Annotated in this window: 13 protein-coding genes; 7 read left to right on the plus strand and 6 right to left on the minus strand. The window is 60.0% G+C overall.

The features are described 5' to 3' along the window. Positions 1-34 precede the first annotated feature (34 nt). The gene (locus HL671_RS35435) at positions 35-3,292 is read left to right on the plus strand and encodes an efflux RND transporter permease subunit (RefSeq protein WP_172243253.1); all 3,258 of its coding nucleotides are present in this window, start codon (positions 35-37) and stop codon (positions 3,290-3,292) included. Positions 3,293-3,753: 461 nt separating this feature from the next. After that, a complete protein-coding gene (locus tag HL671_RS35440; protein ID WP_172243256.1) occupies positions 3,754-5,295 on the plus strand; it encodes an efflux transporter outer membrane subunit in 1,542 nt (513 codons plus the stop codon). Positions 5,296-7,022: 1,727 nt separating this feature from the next. Here the strand turns inward: HL671_RS35440 and HL671_RS35445 are convergent. Then, on the minus strand, positions 7,023-8,336 hold the full coding sequence (locus HL671_RS35445) for an Nramp family divalent metal transporter (RefSeq protein ID WP_172243259.1): 1,314 nt from the start codon (positions 8,334-8,336) through the stop codon (positions 7,023-7,025). A gap of 174 nt (positions 8,337-8,510) precedes the next feature. Between HL671_RS35445 and mntR the strand changes: the two genes are divergently transcribed. Further along, positions 8,511-8,972 (plus strand): manganese-binding transcriptional regulator MntR, encoded by a 462-nt coding sequence (gene mntR, locus HL671_RS35450; protein ID WP_172243317.1) that lies wholly within the window; start codon positions 8,511-8,513, stop codon positions 8,970-8,972. Between the two features lie 348 nt (positions 8,973-9,320). Then, entirely contained in the window at positions 9,321-9,998 is a 678-nt protein-coding gene (locus HL671_RS35455) for a response regulator transcription factor (RefSeq protein ID WP_172243262.1), read from the plus strand. Positions 9,999-10,253: 255 nt separating this feature from the next. Here the strand turns inward: HL671_RS35455 and HL671_RS35460 are convergent, their stop codons facing one another. From HL671_RS35460 to HL671_RS39245, 3 genes are all read right to left on the minus strand, one after another. Further along, positions 10,254-11,513 carry an RNA polymerase sigma factor gene (locus HL671_RS35460; protein WP_172243265.1) on the minus strand — a complete coding sequence of 420 codons (1,260 nt, stop codon included), beginning with the start codon at positions 11,511-11,513 and terminating at the stop codon, positions 10,254-10,256. 14 nt (positions 11,514-11,527) lie between these two features. Next, positions 11,528-11,884: a YciI family protein gene (locus HL671_RS35465; RefSeq protein WP_246706047.1), complete on the minus strand. Its 357-nt coding sequence runs from the start codon at positions 11,882-11,884 to the stop codon at positions 11,528-11,530. A 599-nt stretch (positions 11,885-12,483) separates the two neighbouring features. After that, on the minus strand, positions 12,484-13,092 hold the full coding sequence (locus tag HL671_RS39245) for a CGNR zinc finger domain-containing protein (RefSeq protein WP_172243287.1): 609 nt from the start codon (positions 13,090-13,092) through the stop codon (positions 12,484-12,486). A gap of 24 nt (positions 13,093-13,116) precedes the next feature. Between HL671_RS39245 and HL671_RS35475 the strand changes: the two genes are divergently transcribed. Continuing rightward, positions 13,117-13,842, plus strand: coding sequence for an AzlC family ABC transporter permease (locus HL671_RS35475; protein WP_172243290.1), 726 nt, complete (start codon positions 13,117-13,119; stop codon positions 13,840-13,842). Further along, a complete protein-coding gene (locus HL671_RS35480) occupies positions 13,835-14,140 on the plus strand; it encodes an AzlD domain-containing protein (RefSeq protein ID WP_172243293.1) in 306 nt (101 codons plus the stop codon). The genes HL671_RS35475 and HL671_RS35480 overlap by 8 nt, the downstream gene beginning before the upstream one ends. Positions 14,141-15,097: 957 nt before the next feature. Here HL671_RS35480 and HL671_RS35485 read toward each other — a convergent pair. Continuing rightward, on the minus strand, positions 15,098-16,762 hold the full coding sequence (locus tag HL671_RS35485; protein ID WP_172243296.1) for an NRAMP family divalent metal transporter: 1,665 nt from the start codon (positions 16,760-16,762) through the stop codon (positions 15,098-15,100). 35 nt (positions 16,763-16,797) lie between these two features. Further along, the gene (locus HL671_RS35490) at positions 16,798-17,106 is read right to left on the minus strand and encodes a hypothetical protein (RefSeq protein WP_172243299.1); all 309 of its coding nucleotides are present in this window, start codon (positions 17,104-17,106) and stop codon (positions 16,798-16,800) included. A 763-nt stretch (positions 17,107-17,869) separates the two neighbouring features. Between HL671_RS35490 and mgtA the strand changes: the two genes are divergently transcribed. Beyond that, positions 17,870-20,500, plus strand: coding sequence for a magnesium-translocating P-type ATPase (mgtA, locus tag HL671_RS35495; RefSeq protein ID WP_246706048.1), 2,631 nt, complete (start codon positions 17,870-17,872; stop codon positions 20,498-20,500). The last annotated feature ends 219 nt before the right edge of the window (positions 20,501-20,719 follow it).

A 20,719-nucleotide genomic window follows, 5' to 3' on the forward strand; every position in this document is an offset into this window, starting at 1 on the left:
GCTTGGTTGATCATTGTAAGATGGGTGCGCCGGCGTGATTAAATCTGTCCTAGCATTCGGATTGACGCGTAGCGCCATCATTGTCCTCGGCGTTGTGGTGTTCTGCGCCGCCGGACTCGTTGCTTTCACGAAGCTTAACATCGAAGCGTACCCCAACCCGGCACCAGTCATACTTGAAATTACCGCCCAGGCTCCTGGCCTTTCCGCGGAGGAGATGGAGAAGTACTACACGATTCCCATGGAGGTCGGGCTTTATCCAACTCCAGGCGTTGTCAATATCCGTTCGACGTCGTTCTACGGCCTGTCCTTCGTACGCGTCACGTTCAAGTATGGAATCGACTATTTCTTCGCCCTAACTCAAGCCTCAAACAGCCTGCAGCAGAACGTGAGTCTGCCGGGCAATCTGGTTCCTACGATTCAAGCGTCGAGCCTGGTCGGCGAAATCTTCCGCTATCAAGTGGTCGGACCGGCGCACTTCGGTCTGACAAATCTGCGAACCCTGCAGGACTATGTCATCACGCGGCGTCTTCTGACCGTGCCTGGTGTGGCGCAGATCAACAGTTGGGGCGGCACCACCAAACAATTCAGCGTGGAGGCGGATCTCGACAAGCTTGAAGCCTACAACATTACCGTACCGCAGTTGATCAGTGCACTCGGCAACGCCAACATTAACGTCGGCGGCCGCGAAATCTCGATCGGTCAGCAATCGGTCAACATCCGTGGCATCGGTCTCGTCGACTCTGGCGGGGCGGACGACGTTACCAAGGGATATCAAGTACGCGATATCGAGAACGTTGTACTCACTCAGTCCGGCGGAAGCCCGATTCAGGTCAAGAATATCGCCAAAGTCGAGGTTGGCTACGTGCCGCGCCTGGGCATTGCCGGGCGCGACGACCAGGACGATATCGTCGCCGCCATCGTCGTCATGCGGCGGACGGAGCACACGAATGATGTCATACCCCGGGTAGAGGCCGCGGTCGAGAAGCTGAACAAGGACGGCAGCCTCCCGCGCGGCGTGAAGGTCGTTCCTTATTACGACCGCAGCTCGCTGGTCGGGGTTACTACACATACGGTCCTGCATAACCTGATTTTCGGTTGCTTGCTCGTCTTCTTGATTCAGTGGATTTTTCTCGGCGACCTGCGTAGCGCCATCATCGTGAGTGCCAACATTCCGCTCGCGCTGTTCTTCGCTATTATCATTCTGGTCCTCCAAGGCGAGGATGCGAACCTTCTCTCGCTTGGGGCCGTCGACTTCGGCATCATTGTCGATTCTGCGGTCATCATGATGGAGAACATCTACCGCAACTTCCAATCGGTGCCGGAGCATCGGCGCACCTTGCTTCAGCAGCTTTCCGAAGGATATTGGGGAGCAGATCCGACATCGGCGGGACCAGGAGTTGCGCGACCTTGGCCGGAACGACTACGCATCATCTTCGCGAGCGCCTTGCAGGTGGATAGGGCCGTATTCTTCACCGCGGCGATCACCGTGACCGCGTTCGTTCCGCTCTTCACGATGCAGGGCGTGGAAGGCCAAATTTTCGGACCGATGGCGCGTACCTACGGCTACGCGCTTGCCGGTGCGCTACTGGCGACTTTTACCGTAACCCCGGTCCTAGCCGCGTTGCTGCTTCCCCGTCATGTTGAGGAGGTCGAGACGCGCATTGTGCGTGCGTTGCGTCGTACTTACACGCCGGTATTGCGCTGGGCGCTGGGCAGTTTCAAGACAGCAATCGTGGTTGGGATCGTCTTTCTGGCAATCAGTCTGGTCGCGGCAAGCCGGCTTGGCAGTGAATTCCTTCCTGCACTTGAGGAAGGCAACTTCTGGATTCGTGCGTCTCTGCCGCCAACCATCTCCCTGGAGGCAGGTACAACAGCAACGCGTAAAATGAGGGAAATCCTCATGCGGCATCCCGAAGTGATCACCGTGGTGTCTCAACATGGACGGCCCGACAATGGCAGCGACGCGTCGCCCTTTTCCAACGTCGAGCTGTTCGCGCCACTGAAGCCGTTTGACGAATGGCCATCGAATGTCACAAAGGAAACCTTGACCGAAGAATTGCAAAGGGAATTCAGCGACGAATTACCGGGCATTAACTTCAACTTCTCCCAATATATTCAGGACAACGTCGAGGAGGCTCTGTCCGGCGTCAAGGGTGCAAACTCCGTCAAGATCGTTGGGCCCAACCTCGACGTACTGGAAAAACTCGCGGGCCAGGTCATGGCCGAAATGAGCAATGTCCGGGGCGTTGCCGACCTCGGTATTTTCCACCTGCAGGGCCAGCCGAATCTCAACATCAAAATCGATCGCGAGAAGGCAGCGCGCTACGGTCTCAACACGGGTGACGTCAACTCGGTCGTTCAGGCAGCTCTTGGCGGCACCAATGCAACAACGGTCCTGGAAGGGGATCGGCAGTTCGCTCTGGCCGTGAGGCTGGAGCCCAAGTATCGCAGTAGTCTAGATGCTATCCGTACCGTGAAGATTGCTTATCAGACGCCATCCGGCACCAATGCCTACATTCCGCTCAGTGAACTTGCCGATATATCGCTCGATACCGGCGCCTCCTTCATCTACCGCGAGCGCAGCCAGCGCTACATCCCGATCAAGTTCAGCGTTAGGGGCCGTGACCTCGGCAGCACGGTTACCGAAGCTCAGGAGCGGGTCGCCAAGGCGGTCAATCTGCCGAATGGATATCAGATCCTGTGGGCGGGCGAGTTCGAGGACCTGCAGAACGCCAAGGAGCGCCTCGTTGTCGTGATCCCGATCACGCTGCTCCTGATTCTGGTGCTGCTGTACGGTCTGTTTAATTCGCTGCGCGATAGCCTCCTTGCGCTCGCCGGCATTCCGTTCGCGATCGGCGGCGGCATCATTGCTCTCTATTTCGCCGACCTCAATTTCAGCGTTTCGGCTGCGATCGGGTTCATATCGCTGTTCGGCGTTGCCGTGATGGATGGCATTCTCAACATTACGTACTTCCGGGAGCTCCGAGCACAGGGCATGACGGTTTCAGAGGCGGTGTTCCGCGGGGCGGAGCAGCGCATGCGGCCGATGCTGATGACTGCCCTTTCCGCTGGTGTCGGATTGTTTCCGGCGGCCATTTCACACGGTATTGGTAGTCAGGTGCAGCGGCCCCTTGCGACGGTCGTCGTGGGGGGCATGTTCATCGGTCCAATCTTGTTGCTTGTGGTCGCGCCGGCCTTGCGCGAGGTCTTCCTTTCGAGAGAAAGTGTAAGGGTGCCGGACGAGGAGGATACGCCGGCGCAGGAAGCTGAATCCGCAGAAGATCCGTCATGACGTCCATTGGGGGTTGAGGGCGTGAAGGCGCGTGTTTCCCAGCGACGGTTAGAGCAACTTCGGGGCGTGGCCGCGAGCCGCGTTGTCCTTGCTCGCGCTGCGTGCGTCGGCGGCTTCAAATTCATTTCGCGTGCGCTGCTCGAGCTGCCTGCCCGCGGCAATGGGCTTTCAGATTCGACCAGTTCCGCCGCGGTTGAAGAGCAATCACGACGGTTCGGTCGGTGTTCGGCTTACCCTCGCCAACACCTCGATCGGACGTCAGGTGCAGCGTCCTTTGGCTACAGCTGTGGTGGGTAGAATGTTTACCGGGCCGGTATCGCTGCTCGTTGTGGCCCCCGTTCTGTGGCGGACGTTCCCGATAGCGGAGAGCGTCCACGCTCTTGCCAACGATGCTGACGCCAACGGACACCCAGCTAGGAAGGTAACAGAGTGAGCCCGATGAATCTGGACAGAGCCGCGTGATGTCCATAACGCTCGCCTGTAGACGCATTGGCCACGTGTGGGTAGCTCTGGCGGTCGCTGCCTCCGTGGAAGGATGCGCAGTTGGTCCGAACTTCCAGCCTCCCCCGGCACCTGATGTGGGGGGCTACGTCAAAGGGAAGCTGGACTCGCCTACCGGCGGGCAGGGAGAACCAGTGGTCACCAGTCAGCACTTCGTAAGCGGGACGGATATATCTGCCCGCTGGTGGGCCGCTTTCCGGTCGCAGCCGCTGAACAATCTCATCAGGGAGAGTGTCAATCATAACGCTAGCCTGCAAGCGGCGGAAGCGGCGATAAAGGTTGCAAACTACAACGCATTGGCACAGCGCGGCCTCTTTTTCCCGCAGGTGACTGGAAATTCGACAACTTCTCAGATTCTGACATCGAATGCCGGCTCCGTCTTTGGAGCACCTCTCGATTCGGTTCCGCAAACGGGCTACTCGCTTGTCACTCACCAGCTCACGGTAAGCTTTGTCCCCGACGTATGGGGCGGGAACGCGCGAGCTGTCGAAAGCCTCGATTCGGTGACGGAGCAACAACTGTTTCAGCTGGAGGCCGCCTACCTGAGCCTGACCAGCAATGTCGTCATGGCTGCGGTGCAGGAAGCGTCGGTCCGCGCTCAGATGGCCGCCGTTCAAGAAATCATCACCATAGAACGCCGGCTGCTTGGGATATTGAAGCGGCAGAACGAGCTTGGTCAGGTGTCAAAGGCCGACGTACTAGCTCAAGAGGCCGCGCTGGCGCAGGTGGAGCAACTGCTTCCGCCGCTTGAGAAGCAGTTGGCTCAGCAGAGAGATCTCTTGACCGCGCTTGCGGGCCAGCTGTCGGCAAACGAAATTGGGGAGAAGTTTGAACTCTCAAAGCTCAAGCTTCCGACCAATCTGCCCATCAGTCTTCCAAGCAAGCTCGTAGATCAGCGGCCGGACGTGCGTGCGGCGGAAGCATCGATGCACTCCGCCGCCGCGCAAATAGGCGTCGCTATTGCGGCCCGACTGCCCAACATTCAGCTGTCGGCAAACGGTGGATCAAGCGGTTACAATTGGGCTCAGAGCTTTGCCCCGGGAACTGGATTTTACACCTTGGCGGCCAGTGTCACGCAACCGATCTTCGACGGCTTTACTCTTTATCACAAACAAAAGGCTGCCGAGGCGGCGCTCGAGCAGGCCGAAGCCCAATACCGGGCAAGTGTGATTACCGCGTTTCAGAACGTCGCCGATGCTCTCCGGGCGCTTCAGGCGGACGCGAAAGCAATGAAAGCGGCGGTTCATTCCGAAGAGGCGGCAAAGGCGAGCCTTGACGTCGTGGAGTCACAGCTCAATCAGGGCCAGGTTAGCCAGCAATCGGTGCTCAATGCGCAGCAAACCTATTTGAACGCATTGGTGATTAAGGTGCAGGCCGAGGCCAATCGGCTGGCAGATACTGCTGCGCTCTTCATGGCTCTCGGGGGCGGATGGCCGACAAGTTGCTCATCACCAGTCTGGCGGGAGTGCGCCATGGGCGAACAGAGCTCCCTCGTTCGTTAGTAAGTTGGATGACAGGCGGGGAGGGCTAACCAAATGAATCGTTGGACGGTCCTGGCTCTTTTTCTCGTGAGCTGTGCCGCGCCCGTCACGGGCAAAGAGAGCTTCACGCCAGCTCGCCGCGGCGCAAAACGATGTATGGCCGAGGTACTCCATTCGGAAGAACTGCCCTGGGGTCCCATTTTCAGTCACCGCGTTCGCGCGCTGGTGCGGATTACGCCACCCACGGGAGCATCATTTGAGGTCATGCTCGAAGGTGAGAGACCGTGGCAGGTGCCGCCGCCGAGACGGGGGAAGGTCCGGAATATCGGTTGTGATCCGTCCGCTGCCCTCGAGATACTGAAATGAAGCTCAGATCCTCCGGCACTGTCCTGAAGAACAGCAGCCGCTACCACGTAATGTACGCACAGAGCGCTGCGAGTGGTAGCAAGATGAAACCCAATTGCGTCCAGGTTCGATAAGCGCCGTCGTCTCTAGGCCAGACAAAAACGTGTACCACGAGCCATATACAAACGCCCAAACCGAGTAGTAGACGAACGACGTCGGTCGGAGTTTCCAAAACGGACGAGATATGCTCGACCTGGGGACTGGAAACTCGCAACGTAATGATGACGAGGATTGCAATAAAAAGCGTTCTAACCGTCAGACCGGCCAGCCAAAGGGTCTTCGACGGTTTCGCGTCGGAACTCTTGCTTTTCACCGCGGCATTCACTGCACTGCACCCACAAGCCCGGCAGCCGAACCTAGAAACAATATAACTCGCGCGGTCTCGAAGCAAGCCGGCCAAGCTATTTGGGCCGCGCAGCACAATTTATGTAGACAACATAATCGGGGGGACTGCTCGTCAGACCCCACATTTCGGTCGAGAATATATTGTCTCCAACAACGCGTCCCCTTCGACAATAGGGCCTGATCTGTCGGAGAGCGAGGCGATGACGGTCTTCCCTCACCTCAGGATTGTAGCCGTAGTTGAAGGTGTTCGGGACCTGGACGACATACTCGTACTGGTCAGCGGGATGCCGTGTTTTAGCGGATAGGTCTCGGGCGTGAGCAGGTAGCGAACTTGGTAGCCCGGCCAAAGCTCCCACGCTCGCTGCGAGGCTAACGAGATTTCGCACAAACCGACGCATTCAAAGCTTCACTCTCGCGAACGCCGCAGATGGTCGGGAGGTTGGCCGAGCCGTCGCAGAAGCACAAGCGATTTTTGAGCGGCGGGACCTCCGAGAATCTGCTTCATAGGGCCGTCTACCGCAGTCCGGACCCTCGCGCCGCCAGCGGTCAGCTTTTCCGTACATCTCGACCAATGTCCGCTCCAGCCTGGCCCAGCCAAAATGGCGTAGCGGCAATCGTTGCTATTTCCTATGAGGCAAATCGGTTGCTGGGAAGGCGAGTAGTCCAGCCATCAGGCGTCGATCACTAGTTGCGGACGGCAAGCTGCGCGAGCGTAGCTCGAAAGGCCCTCAATCACTCCGCCCACGCCGATTTTGTCGTTCGCGCACCCCAGGACCTCCCCTTCAGCACGGCACGAGCGGAAAGGCTCTCATCGCAGTCGGTCCAACCGAATTTTCCTGTATGGCCGGTGTCCCAACTCGGGCGTGAGAAGGGGCCTAGATCGGCGGTGCTCGCCTGCCCGCGTTGATGAAAATCTAACGTTGTCGAGTCCGAAACTTGCGCAGACGACAACGTTAACGCTCATGTGCTTGCGCGCTCGTTTTGAAGCGAATGGGCGATCACGGCGAAGGCAGCCCCGGAATTTGGACACCAGCGGTCTGCAAGATCAGGAAGACGTTGAGCAGCAGCACCGAGATGGTGCCGGCAAGCGCTGCGAGATTGGTGAGCCGCCCATTCGCGAAGCGCCCCATGATGTCGCGCCGTCGCGTGAACATGAGCAGGGCAATCATGGGAAGCGGCAGGGCAATGCTGAGCACGACCTGACTGATGACGAGCGCATCGGTCGCATTAGCGCCGAGGCCGACGATCACGAACGCCGGCAACATCGTCACTAGGCGACGGACCCAGATCGGTATGCAAAAGCCGACGAAGCCCTGCATGATCAGTTGCCCCGCCATCGTCCCGACCGTCGAACTCGACACGCCGGACGCCAGCAGGGAGATTAGGAATATTCCGGCCGCAGCGGCGCCGAACAGTGGCGTCAGGGTGCGATAGGCGGTCTCGATCTCCGCAACGTCCCTATGGCCGGCGTGGAAAGCGCCCGAGGCCATGATCACCATCGCCATGTTGACTAGGCCGGCGACCGCGAGCGCGATCACGACCTCGATGTTCGAGATGCGCACGATCTGCCGCTTGTCGCTCTCGCTGCAAGACGGAACCCGCGCTTGCGTCAGGCCGGAATGCAGATAGATGGCGTGCGGCATCACGGTCGCACCGATGATGCCGACGGCCAGCAACAGCGCGCCGCCGTCGGCGATCTGCGGCAGTGCTGCGTGCAGGGCTGCCGCGCGCCAATCCACCGGCACGATGAACATCTCGACGAGATAGGACAAGGCGATCACCGCGACCAGATTGCCTATGATCAGTTCGACCGGTCGGAATCCGAACCGCTCGAAGGTCAGGATGCCGTAGACGACCGCCCCGGTAACCAGCATGCCGTATAGCAGGGGAATGCCGAACAGCAGCGAGAGCCCGATGGCGCCGCCGAGGAACTCGGCTAGGTCCGTCGCCATGGCCGCGACCTCGCTGATGACCCACATCGCAAGGACCACCGGTCGCGGAAAATGCGCCACGCACATCTCCGCCAAATTGCGTCCCGTCACGATCCCCAGTTTTGCCGAAAGCGCCTGGAACAAGACCGCGATCAGGTTGGCGAGCAAAACCACCCAGAGCAGGCCATAGCCGTATTTCGCGCCAGCCTGGATGTTGGTCGCGTAGTTGCCGGGGTCGATATAGGCGATCGAGGCAACCACCGCGGGACCGGCAAAAGCCAGATAGGCCCGCAACCCGCTGCGCCGGCCAGTGAGCACGTCTCTGGCTGCAGCGACGGTCCGGGCCGTAAGCGTTTCTCGCCGGACAAGAATTTCGGTCATCGTCCCAATTTTACTCCGTCTCGGTTCCGGCAACATGTAGCTAAGGCTACACCAAATAGTATGGCGTGATATTCGGCTGTCAACGCACGAAATATAGCCTATGCTACACTTTGATCATGAGAGTTGAGATTCGCGGCGATTTGCCCTAAGCGAATGCCCTATGAGGGGGCGGCAATGTCACGAATTCCGAAGAACAAGCCGGTCGATGCCGCGATGGAGCTTCCGACCGAAGGGACGCAGGCTCGCAGGTTTGGCAAGACCCGCTCGGCACAGTCGGGTGCTCTGCTCGAGGACTATGTCGAACTCATTTCCGATCTGCTGACCGCAAGCGGAGAGGCGCGTCCGACGGATGTGGCCCGCCGGCTTGGTGTTTCCCATCCAACCGCCATCAAGACCATTTCGCGGCTGAAGCGCGAAGGGCTGGCAACCGGCCGGCCCTATCGCGGAATTTTTCTGACTGAGAAAGGACAAAAGCTGGCGGCTCGCGTTCGGACGCGACATAGGCTGGTGGTCGATGTGCTCCTGGCCTTGGGCGTTCCCGCGGAAGCCGCGGAGTCCGACGCCGAAGGCATCGAGCACTACGTCTCGGAAGCGACCCTCGCGGCATTTGCGGACTTCCTGCGATCAAACACCTAAGCGCCGATGTAAGGGAATGCCGCTTGCGTAAGGAAATTAATACGACCGTCTGATGTGGGGCTAGCTGCGGTAACCGCTACCCCCTTAACCGACCGACACGGGAGGTCCCATCGGAGCAGAAGACGCAGCAATCGCTGGCCTTGGGCGTTCCGATGTAGAAAGAGGGCGATTGAGCTGATGCCTCCGCACAAGGCGGCCCGCTCCGTTACGCAGAGCCCACACGAAATCTGTCTCTGGGAATCCTTTGTACGGCGCCGTCGGGATATGGTCTGAGTCAACCAACTTCCCGTGAAGGGGGGACCATCGGATGTCGCCAGTGCTGCGGGGCGGCGGGATTGAGGTAAGCTGATGCGTCTTTTGCTGGTCGAAGATACCATCGATCTCTCGAAGCTGGTGGCCAGCGAGCTGATGGCCGCTGGATACGAGGTCGATGTCGTGAGCTCGGCGACGGAGGCGCGGAACGCGCTCCAGGATGTGAGCTATGCTGCGATGATTCTCGATCTCGGGCTGCCCGACGATGACGCCCTTGCGGTTTTGACCGAGCTTCGTCACCGGTCCAACCCGCTGCCGGTTATTGTGCTGACCGCGCGCGGCGGCGTGCAGGATCGCGTCAACGGCCTCCGAAGTGGTGCCGACGACTACCTCGCCAAACCGTTTGCGCTGGAGGAGCTGGTATCCCGGCTTGAGGCGATCTTGCGCCGTCCAGGGCAATTGCTCGGCCTTTCGCTCACGCTGGGGAAACTCGTCTACGACACCGAGAGCCGGCAGGTCTTTGTCGATGGCGCGCCCCGGACGCTTTCCGCGCGTGAAACGTCGGTCCTGGAAATCTTGCTGCTGTGGCGGGGGCGGGTGATGCCGAAGAAAAACATCGAGGACCACATTTTCGGGTTGTCCGGCGACGGCGTGGAATTCAATCAGACCACCTACGCCCTGGACCGCCACCCTCGAAAGGCGGCGCTTGCTCGTTTCTTGCGCAAGGTGGTCGGTGAGCCATTTGAAGATGCCGAGCACGGCCTCGTAGCTTGAATCCGCGGCGCTGGTCCGAGGCTCACCGGCCTTCATCGAACTCGCGTCTCGGGCGCCATCCGACGGGATCTGCGATCCAGCGGTTGATGTCGGATTCGTGCCAGCCGCGGCAGCCGAAACGGGAAGCAGGAGCTCAATCGCTTTCATTCCGGCCGCACACTCACCTGCAGTGAGGACATCCCCCGGTGACAGGGCGCGCATAGGCGTCTACCACGTCTCCATCGTCGAGTTCCGCCTTGTCGCCAAGAGATAAGCCTAGCGCGCACAAGCCGCCGCCCGGCGCTCGAGCAGCGCCCGTTCGCGGGTGTTGACGGCAAGCGCGGCCGCGGCAGTAAAGGCCGCGCGGGCTTCGGCCAGACGGCCCAAGCGTTGCAGGAGATCGCCGCGCACGCTCGGCAACAAGTGGTAGCCCCTCAACGCCGGGAAATCCGCCAGCGCATCCACGATATCGAGACCCGCGGCAGGCCCCGCGACCATCGCAACGGCGACGGCGCGGTTGAGTTCGACGACCGGCGAGTTGGTCAGGGCCGATAACCGTGAGTAAAGGCCGGCGATGCTCTGCCAGTCGGTGTTCTCCATGGTCGGCGCGCGAGCGTGGCAGGCGGCGATGGCGGCCTGCAACGTAAAGAACCCCGCTCCTCCGCCCAGTTTTCGCGCCCGACTCAGCGCATCGAAGCCGCGGCGGATCTGCAGCGCGTCCCACAGGCGGCGGTCCTGATCCATCAAGAGGATGGGCTCACCGTCGGGCCCAGTGCGCGCCGCGTTGCGTGCCGCGTTCAGTTCCATCAGGGCCATTAGACCATGCACTTCAGGCTGATCCGGCGCGAGGGCCGCCAGCACCCGGCCCAAGCGGCGGGCTTCGTCACAAAGCTGAGGCCGCAACCAGTCGTCGCCACGCGCGGCGGTGTAACCCTCGTTGAAGATTACGTAGATGACCTCCAGCACCGTCGGCAGACGCCGGTTGCGCTCTTCGCCCTGTGGGGTCTCATAGGACAAGCCAGATTCCGACAGGAGGCGCTTGGCGCGGACGATACGCTGGGCCACGGTCGCCTCCGAGAGCAGAAACGCGCGGGCGATCTCTTCGGTAGTCAGGCCGCAGACCATGCGTAGCGCCAAGGCCGCTCGTGATTCACGCGACAACCGCGGATGGCAGGCGGTGAAGATCAGGCGCAGCATCTCGTCGCCGATGTCGTCATCGAGGGTTGAATCGAGGTCGGGCATGGTATTCTGCTCAATTTCCAGCGCCGCCGCGATTATCCCATGCTGGCGGGCAAGCATCGGCGCGCGCCGCAGGTGGTCTAAGGCTCGGCGCTTGGCGGCGGCCATTAGCCAGGCGCCTGGCCGCTCGGGCACGCCAGCTTCGGGCCACCGCTCCAGCGCGGCGACGAGGGCATCCTGTGTTAGCTCTTCGGCCAAGGGCACGTCGCGTAGCATCCGCGCAAGGCTTGTGATCAGCCTGGGCTGCTCAATTCGCCAGGCGGCGAGAATCGCGCGATGGACGTCACTCTGGGTCACGCCGGACGCCTCCGTTAAGCGCCCTTCGTCATCGAGCCGCCGATAGCGCGAACCTCACAAGTCCCTTCCCATCCGGGCATGAAATCCGTGTGCAACCGCATGAATTCTCGTGCGGAAGCGAGGGCCTCGGCCGGACCGGGCAAATCGAAGATCGCATAGCCGCCGATCATCTCCTTCGCCTCGATGAACGGACCGTCGATCACCTTCAACTCGCCCTTCTCGATCGAGACTTGGCAGCCCATCGCGAGCGGCATTAGCCCACCGTCGTCGAGCATACGACCAGCCTCGATCTCGCGCCGGGCCATCTTGTGCATGGCTTCCATCAGCGCAGGGGGCGGCTCAGCACGCTGACTGGATTTGACGATAAACATGTAACGCATCCAAGATACTCCTTCGACGGGCGGCGACGCCCTCGCGGCCTGACTATCCCGTCAAACAGTTCGACGGACCAACTCGGGCTGAATCGACAGAGACCTAAAAAAATCAGCTTGCGGCCCTCGGGACTCTCGGATGAGCTGACGGAGGCTGCCCGACCAAGGTCTTGGAAGGTAGAGACTAAAAGCGAGCACAGATCGCACCCGCAAGTCAAAGATGTAGAGCGTGGCCAATTTGGTCCGTGAGTCGTGGCCACGCTACGACAGTTCGCACTTTCTCAAAGATTCCGCGAAGGGCCGCGCTGCAAGCCTTCCGGCAGCGGTCTCAGAAAAAGTACTATTCTCGTCCATAGCAACTCGTTGATCTCGCGTCACAAAGTGTCCCTCACGCGCCAAAGAATTGTGCCGGCGAGCCGTCAGAAATTTGCGCTTTGATCTCACACTCGAATTTCGATGATCCGCGAGTTGCTCGGTTTCAGCATCTGTCGTTTCAACCCCGTCCTTGATATCCGGCAGGCGCTCGAGCGCCAGCTGGAGGCCGAGGGCTGGACGGAGCTCGATCGGCAACTGGTTCGCGACGCAGGGACGGCATGGCGTCATAGGCCCTTCCGACGTTTCGCGTAAGCGCGCCGCCCTCGCTCGCGATTTCCGCACACCTCACTCGAGCACCATAGCCTCGTCCTGTTCGGACTCTCGTCGACAAAGAACCAACCACAGCCGATAGCTTGGCAGCATCCAATTCGTCCAGCATCTGTCGACGTCAAAACGGCGGTCAATGACCATAACAACGGCCAAAGTGGCTCGCGGACATCCCGCCCCGGAAGGTCGTGCAAAAACACTCCACCACGATCAACAAGACCTGGCTGAGGCGGAGCTTGAGCGAGAAGATCGTTGACCAGGTCTAGATTGGGCGGCTCGTTGCAGCGAAGCGCGTCACAGATCTTCCAGATCTCCTGACGGAGGGAAAGAAGTTCGGCCAGCGCTGCAGACCCGATGGATGGGTTCCGCTTGTCGACCGATACCAAGCGCTCGACAGCCGCCGCAGACATCGTTCCCCGGCGCGCGCACCAGCCGAGGAAGGCCGCGTAGTCGGGGATAAGCTCCTGCGGATCATTCGATGTTCGCCAGTCAAGCGTGTTCCCGAAATCCAGACAGACGCGCCCGCCAAAAAACTGCGTCGCTGCTCGTAGTGGGTCCCTTGACATGGCTGCTTCGGCGTGGCCTATCTAATGCCCATGACCATTATAACCGAGACTGTCTCTGAGAGAAAGTCCCGCTGCTCAAGCGCCGGGTTCAGGCGCGGTTTCATCAAGGCGCTGCCGTTCCTTTTCAGCAATGGTGTTGCGGGCGTGGTCATGGGTGTCGCCTATCGCGGGGTTGGACTTGGCTTCGCTCCTGCGGTGCTGTTTAGCGTCGTCGTGTACTCCGCCACAGCGCAGGCCGTCACGCTCGGGATGTGGGCTGCGGCCCCGCCAATCCTTCCCATGATCGTCGCGTGCGTGGCAACCAACGCGCGCTACCTGGTCATGGGCGCTCACCTTCACCAGCTTTTCGGCAGGCTTCGGAAGCGAATCACGCTCCCCATCCTGTTCCTTCTGGCGGACGCGTCATGGCTGATGACGGCCGCTGATGCGGAAAGCAATGATGCCGATGCCGGCTATCTCCTCGGCGCAAGCGCGCCAATGGCGATCGGGTGGATGGGCGGAACGGCTTTAGGCTACGGCTTGCCGCTGAAGCCGGGCGGCCCGCTCGCAATCGCCGCCTCGTTGCTGCCGGCGGCCTTCATCGTCACGCTCCTTCCAAGTCAGTGGCGCGGTAAGCGCTCTATTCTTCCCTGGCTGTTGGCCGCGGCCACCGCTTTCCTCGTCAGTCGGTTCGCGGCGCCAAACTGGGCCATGCTGATCGGCGGTGCAGCCGGAACAGGACTCAGCATGTTGCGAGGCGATCGTGCTTGACTGGCGAACTCTTGCGACGATCGCCGTGCTCGGCCTCGTCAGTTATGTCATGCGGTCCGGTGGATTCCTCGCTGCCGGGCTGATGCGCGAGGACGGGAGCGTCGCGAGGTTCTTCCGATTGGCGCCCGGCAACCTTTTCATCGCCTTCGTCGCAGCGGCCTGCCTGGAGGGCGGTTTGCCAAGCCTCCTCGGCTGTACCACCGCATTCGGCGTGATGGCTTTGACCCGAAAAGAATGGGCGGCTCTAGCCTCAGGCTTCGCAATTGCCGCCCTCATAGCTGTCTTGCATTTCAAGTAACTCTTTCGGCGATTTTTCTCAGCCCCCCTCAGCACCGACTGTCCCTGTCTGCGAGGCGTCGCCGCCGAAGCTTGAAACCTAACGATTCTGAGCCCGAACTCCTTCAGCAGGGCGTCCAAGAGGCACTCGCCCCCAAAATTCTCGCAGCGAGATTCTTTTCCCAAATTCGCCTGCACAGCTACCAAAATGCGCTGTATTTGCTCTCGAACCTGTCCCAACAATGTTCCCGGCACCGGGTAGAGGAGGGCTCCAAATCGGACCGACTCGAACGAGGTCCGCCATGGGAGAGTGCCGATTTCACACCGCAACACACAACGAATAACGAGCTGCAATGTAACAAGGGCGCTGCGCAAGGCAGACTCGAAAGTGATATGATGGTTTTGAGCAGCGTCGGGGGCAAGAGTCCAGGAGAACCCACAATGAAAAATTTGGCGCCTGTCATAGCACTCATTGTCCTCGCAATGACGTCCCCGGCATCGCCCCGAGGCTCAGTCGGCCCCCGAAACGACTGGTCGACATTGTCCGCTGAAAAGCTTCAGCATTTGCCGGCACCAATCAGCTCTGCCATCCGCGCAGCTCAGAAGGCCTGCGGAGATGACGAACCCAGGGCTCGAACTGGATTTTTACGGTATCTCCGAGCAGAGAGTGGACAGGAGTTTGTGTCGCTCCACTTCGACCAATTCCATTGTTCACAACCTTCAGCACTGTGCAATTCCGCGGGTTGCACGCATCGTATCTTCCTGACCGATGAAAGGGGCCAGACTCGCGAGGTGTGGCATGCCAAAGCGCACGAAATCGACATGGATGACGAGGCGGGACGGGCTGCCGTCAACGTGAATTGTGATAATTCTTGCGTCTCGAAGCTGTTATGGAACGGCAACCGATTTTCCAAGTAGCCGTTCGATCTTGCAACGGCAAGCACGCCGGACCGAAGCGCGCCCCTTACCTCTGCAATCGCTAAGCGCCTGCGATGGCGAGCTGAAATATCCGCACAAGGACCAAACCGCCGGCCACGAGAAGATAACCGCGCAGGACGATCATCCACACTCGACTGAGCACGCTGAGCCTGACCGGAGGCAGCTCGCTAAGGGGCGGCATTCGCCAATCGTCGTACACGTCAACCTTCCGCTTGGCTCGCTTTGGCGTGGCGCCCGCGGCAGAGGGGCGACGCGAAAGCTCGAACATTTTCGCGCCGACCGTCAGTAGGGCACCAAGAATGCTTCCGCCGACCAGGATGCCCAGGATCCATTGCTCGCCAATGTCCGGAAAAAGCATGGAAGCCGTAAGAATGATCGACAGCATCACCAGCACCGCGATAACGGCCCCTGTGAAAAGGTTCAGCATCCGCGAATTCGCCCAGGGGCCGAGGACCGCCGTATCGTTGCATAGCAGCAGCAGGAACACCGTCGCGCTCGGCAGCAACACACCAGCCAGGGTCTGGACTGCGTTCGTCAACAGCCCGAGCGGCGTCCCCGGTGTCAGCACGAGTACAGCGGCCACGATGATCAGCGCGAAATAGACGCCATAGAAGCCTTTTGCGTCGGATGGCTTGCGATGCAGCGAATGCTTCAGAAAAAATACGTCGCCGATTGCATAAGCAGTGGACAACGAGACCGCGGCGGCGCCGACAATGCTGGCGTCCAGTAGGGCGAGCGCAAACAGCACCGCTGGCAGACGGCCAGCATATTTCTCCAAGCCGACTGCCGTACCTAATGCATCGGTATAGTTGCCGAACTCAGGCCGTCCCGCGAAAATCGCCGCCGAGAAGCCGATCATCGCGACCGCGCCCAGAATAACGAGCGCGATGCCCAAGCCAAGATCCCAGCGTTCGTATTTGATGAAGCGTGGTGTGATCCGTTTGTCGATGAGATAGCTTTGCTGGAAAAACAGCTGCCAGGGCGCAACCGTAGTGCCGACGACGGCGATGATCAGCAGCATGACTTCGCTAAAATTGCCGTCCTTCGGCATTTTCGGCACCAAGAGGTCAGACGCGATCTGCTCCACCGGCGGATGAACCATCAGGACGACAGGCACCAGCAGGAGGCTACCGAAGACGAGGATGATCGCGAATCGTTCGAAACGGCGGAAGTTACCAGTACTGACCGCAAGCATCACGATCAGCGCCGAGGCCAACACGCCCCAGAACTGCGGCAAGCCGAGATAGCGCAAGGCCAGACTGATCCCGATGAATTCGGTGACGAGCGTCAGTGCGTTCAACAGGAACAAATCGATCACGCTGAACGCACCCCAGAACTTGCCGAAGCGCTCAAAGATCAGCCTTGCATGACCGACCCCGGTCACCGCGCCGAGGCGCACCACCATCTCCTGGTTCACATAGAGCACCGGGATCAGCAGCATCAGCGTCCATAGCAGGGTCGTGCCGTAATTCTGGCCGGCCTGCGTGTAGGTGCCGAATGCGCCGGCATCGTTGTCCCCCACCATGACGATGAGGCCCGGTCCAAGGATCGCGATCAGCGTTCTCCATCGCGCCCAGAATCCCCTCCGCGGCCCATGATCATGGTGCCGGATGGTGCCGAGTGCGCCATGGATATCGCCGATATGGGCCTCATCGAGCACGGCGGCCCGGCTGACCTCCTTGTGAGCAGGATTCATGATGTTCATTGTGCATCACCTGAACTGGCGGGATCGATGTTCGACTAAAAGGCGATCTGCTCAAGCGCAGCCACTTGCCCGCCGCCCGGAACGAGGCGCGGAGCGCTAAAATACGGCAGCTCGCCTTGATTGCCGCGTGGCTCGTCCGCAATGGCCGCGAACTCCCACCGGCACTCCAGGCGCCCTCCATCAGAGGTAAGCGACCAACGGCAGACCAGCGCCTCGCGCGGACGCTGGGTACCAAAACCCGGCCGGTTGTCGTTGGTATAGATTGGGGAAAAACCAACCGCTGCGCTCCGCAGGCCGTTCGGCCGTTGCACGCCACGCCGGATTTTTGCGAATTTCTCGAACATCGCTCACCTCCACCCCGCGCTCCGCGGCGGGATGGTGAGCATGGCGGGTCGCTAGGCGCGACCGGCAATCCTCACGCGGCCGCAGCCGTCGCGATCGATTCTGAATTTCTGCGGCATCACGGGCCCCATTACGGGGCGGGTCATGCCAGAGATGCTACTGCCCATGGTTCTTTCAGGAGTCTCTCGACTCCGCTCGGATTGCCTTTGGTCCTCAATGCGGTCCAGAACGATCTGGTTCCAACCACAGATCGGCCCGTACGCCTGTTGTCGGACCCTGTCAAGCAATTTGGCTATCCCCCCTGGAGGATAGGCCGCATCCGCCATGGAGGATCGTTTGCGGGGGCTGCTGGACCGTCTGGACCGCTGCTCATCTGCGAATAATTGTCGATACGACTGCGACGAGCGGACAGGCAGTCGGCCGCCGGACGAAGCGATACAGTCCACATTGGGCCGATCTGGCCTTTGCACCCGCGCAGGCAGGTCCAACTCAGCTCGCGGCGAACCGCCAAAGAGCAGATCAGAAGAGCACCCAACCTTCATGCCTCACGTCGAGACCATCCGTTCACCGCGACGTCCTCTCAAATCTGGACGACAAGACCCGCCGCTCCCCGCGCTCACTTTCCATGCGGGAACGCCTCCGCCACCGGCCACATGCCGCTAAGGCGCGGGATAGCTGAAGCCTCCATCTGTTTGATCTCCCGCAAGAGAGCCACACCCCATCATGATTGTATGGCTCCTGCTGTCCCGACAGTCGGATACACCCATGCACTTGCTATCGAAACCGACGAAGACGATTGATCGCCATGGTGCTGGTGTGGCGGCAAACGACGGCTGGCTCGCGGCAATAAGCCGCCTTGAGCCGAGCGAAGCCTGCACGAAAGTGGGTTCGACGCCGGGAGGACTCTCAGCTACTGAAGCCGCGACGCGGCTGAAGAAGCATGGACCTAACCTGGTCGCCCGGGAACGCAAGCCGACCATTCCCGAGGAGATTTGGAACCGCGCGCGCAACCCTTTGAACGCCTTGCTCTTGACGCTCGCGGTGGTCTCTTTTCTCTTGGGAGACGTTCGCGCTGCCGTCGTGATCGCTGCGATGGTCGTGCTGGCGATCACGACCGCCTTTATCCAGGAGCACCGGTCGAACGAGGCCGCAGCCCGGCTGCGCGCCATGGTTCACACGACCGCAAGTGTCAGGCGCGGACCTGTCCGAGCGGATGACCCCTTCACAGAGATTCCAATGGATCAACTCGTGCCGGGGGATGTGGTGCGGCTCTCAGCCGGGGATATGATTCCGGCGGATCTGCGCTTGCTCGAGGCCAGGGATCTGTTCGTCAATCAGGCCGTCCTGACCGGCGAATCCATGCCTGCGGAAAAACACGGCCAATCCAGCACGTCCGCGTGCGAGGACCCCTTCGACCTCCCGAACGTCTGCTTCATGGGCGCGAACGTTGTTTCCGGGTACGGCACCGGCGTGATCTTGCAGACCGGTCGGAACACCTTCTTCGGCCAGCTTGCCCACGAGATTGCTGGACGCCGCGTTCCGACCGCCTTCGACCAGGGCATCAACAGGTTCACCTGGCTGATGATCCGCTTCATTCTCGTGATGGTTCCTGCCGTTTTCCTGATCAACGGCCTGACGAAGCACGATTGGCTAGAGGCGCTGCTTTTCGCGGTGGCAGTGGCCGTCGGCCTCACACCAGAAATGCTGCCGATGATCGTGACGGTCAATCTCGCCAAAGGCGCGATGGCAATGTCGCGCAAGAAAGTGATCGTCAAGCGGCTGAATGCCATTCAGAATTTTGGGGCAATGGACGTGTTGTGCACCGACAAGACGGGCACTCTCACTCAGGATCGAATTATTCTCAAACGGCACATCGACATCGAGGGAAACGACTCAGATGAGGTGCTCCTGTACGCGTTCTTGAACAGCCATTTCCAATCCGGGTTGAAGAACCTCCTTGACAAGGCCGTGCTTGCGCACGCCGAACTCGTTCAACGATTGCGGGCTGACGGCGGCTATACGAAAGTCGACGAAATCCCCTTTGACTTCACACGCCGGCGCCTGTCCGTGGTAGTCAGGCGGGACGGCGCGAAGCATCTGCTCATTTGCAAGGGCGCGGTCGAGGAGATCTTCGCCGTCTGCTCGAACTACTCCCTGAATGGTGAGGTTGGTCGGCTCGACGACACTCATTTTGAGGCAGCCAAAGAGCAGACCAGAGCCTTAAATTCCGATGGATTTCGTGTCGTTGCGGTGGCCTACAAGGAGATGGCCCCCTCGAAGGCGGCGTATTCGGTTGAGGATGAGGCAGATCTGACGCTTCTAGGGTACATCGCCTTCCTGGATCCCCCGAAAGAGAGCGCCATGGAGGCGATCGCAGCGCTCGCGCGAAAAGGTGTTCAGATCAAGGTACTTACCGGCGATAACGAGGTCATAACGCGCAAGATTTGTCGCGAGGTCCAACTGGAGGCGGGCGAAATCGTGCTGGGCAACCGGATCGGCCAGATGAGCGATGCCGAACTGGCCGAGGTCGCCGACCGCACCACCGTTTTCGCCAAGCTCAACCCCGAGCAGAAGGAAAGAGTCGTACGATCCCTACACCTCAAGGGACACGTGGTCGGATTCCTCGGCGACGGCATCAACGACAGTCCGGCCCTGAAAGTTGCGGACGTCGGCATCTCGGTCGACACCGCGGTCGATATCGCAAAAGAGTCCGCAGACATCATCCTGCTCGAAAAGAGTCTCCTCGTCCTTCAAGAGGGCGTGACGGAAGGTCGCAAGGTTTTCGCGAATATCACGAAATATATCAAGATGGGCGCCAGCTCGAACTTCGGGAATATGTTCAGCGTGCTCGGGGCAAGCATCTTCCTGCCGTTCCTGCCGATGGCGCCAATTCAGGTCCTGACGAACAATCTGCTCTATGATTTCTCGCAGACGACGATTCCGACCGACAATGTCGACGATGAGTATGTGGCTTCACCGCGAAAATGGGAAATCGGCAACATATTCAAGTTCATGATCTTTATCGGACCAATCAGCTCGATATTCGACTACGCAACCTACGGCATGATGCTTTTTGTGTTCGATGCCTGGAATAACGCGCCGTTGTTTCAAACCGGCTGGTTTGTCGAATCACTGCTGACGCAGACGTTGATCATTCACATCATCAGGACGGCCAAGATCCCTTTCATCGAGAGCCGCGCAAGCCCCGCGCTCATCGCAACGACGATCATCATCTGTACGATCGGCATAGCGCTGCCCTTCACTTGGGCGGGAGCTGCCCTGGGCTTCACGCCATTGCCGTGGACCTACTGGCCGCTGGTGACCGCCATGCTGCTGATGTATGCAGTCCTCACGCACTTCGTCAAAGTTTGGTTCACACGAAGGTGGGGCCTCTGACATACCCCTACTGTTCGAGCCTATGCGTGACGCCAAATGCTTAACACTCAGGGTTCTACTGCCACGTTGGGGCGACTGGCCTTTCGGTTGGCGGTCATACTTGCCCTGTCCATGCTCTGGTCTGGAGACGCCCCTGCGCGAGCGGCCAGCCTTCTCAGCTGCTTGCTTGGAGCCGTCGTGCTGTGGGCCGCTTACACTGCGAGAGAGAAGTTTGTCGGT

Source organism: Bradyrhizobium denitrificans, assembly GCF_013179005.1.
GTDB classification, from domain to species: domain Bacteria; phylum Pseudomonadota; class Alphaproteobacteria; order Rhizobiales; family Xanthobacteraceae; genus Bradyrhizobium; species Bradyrhizobium denitrificans.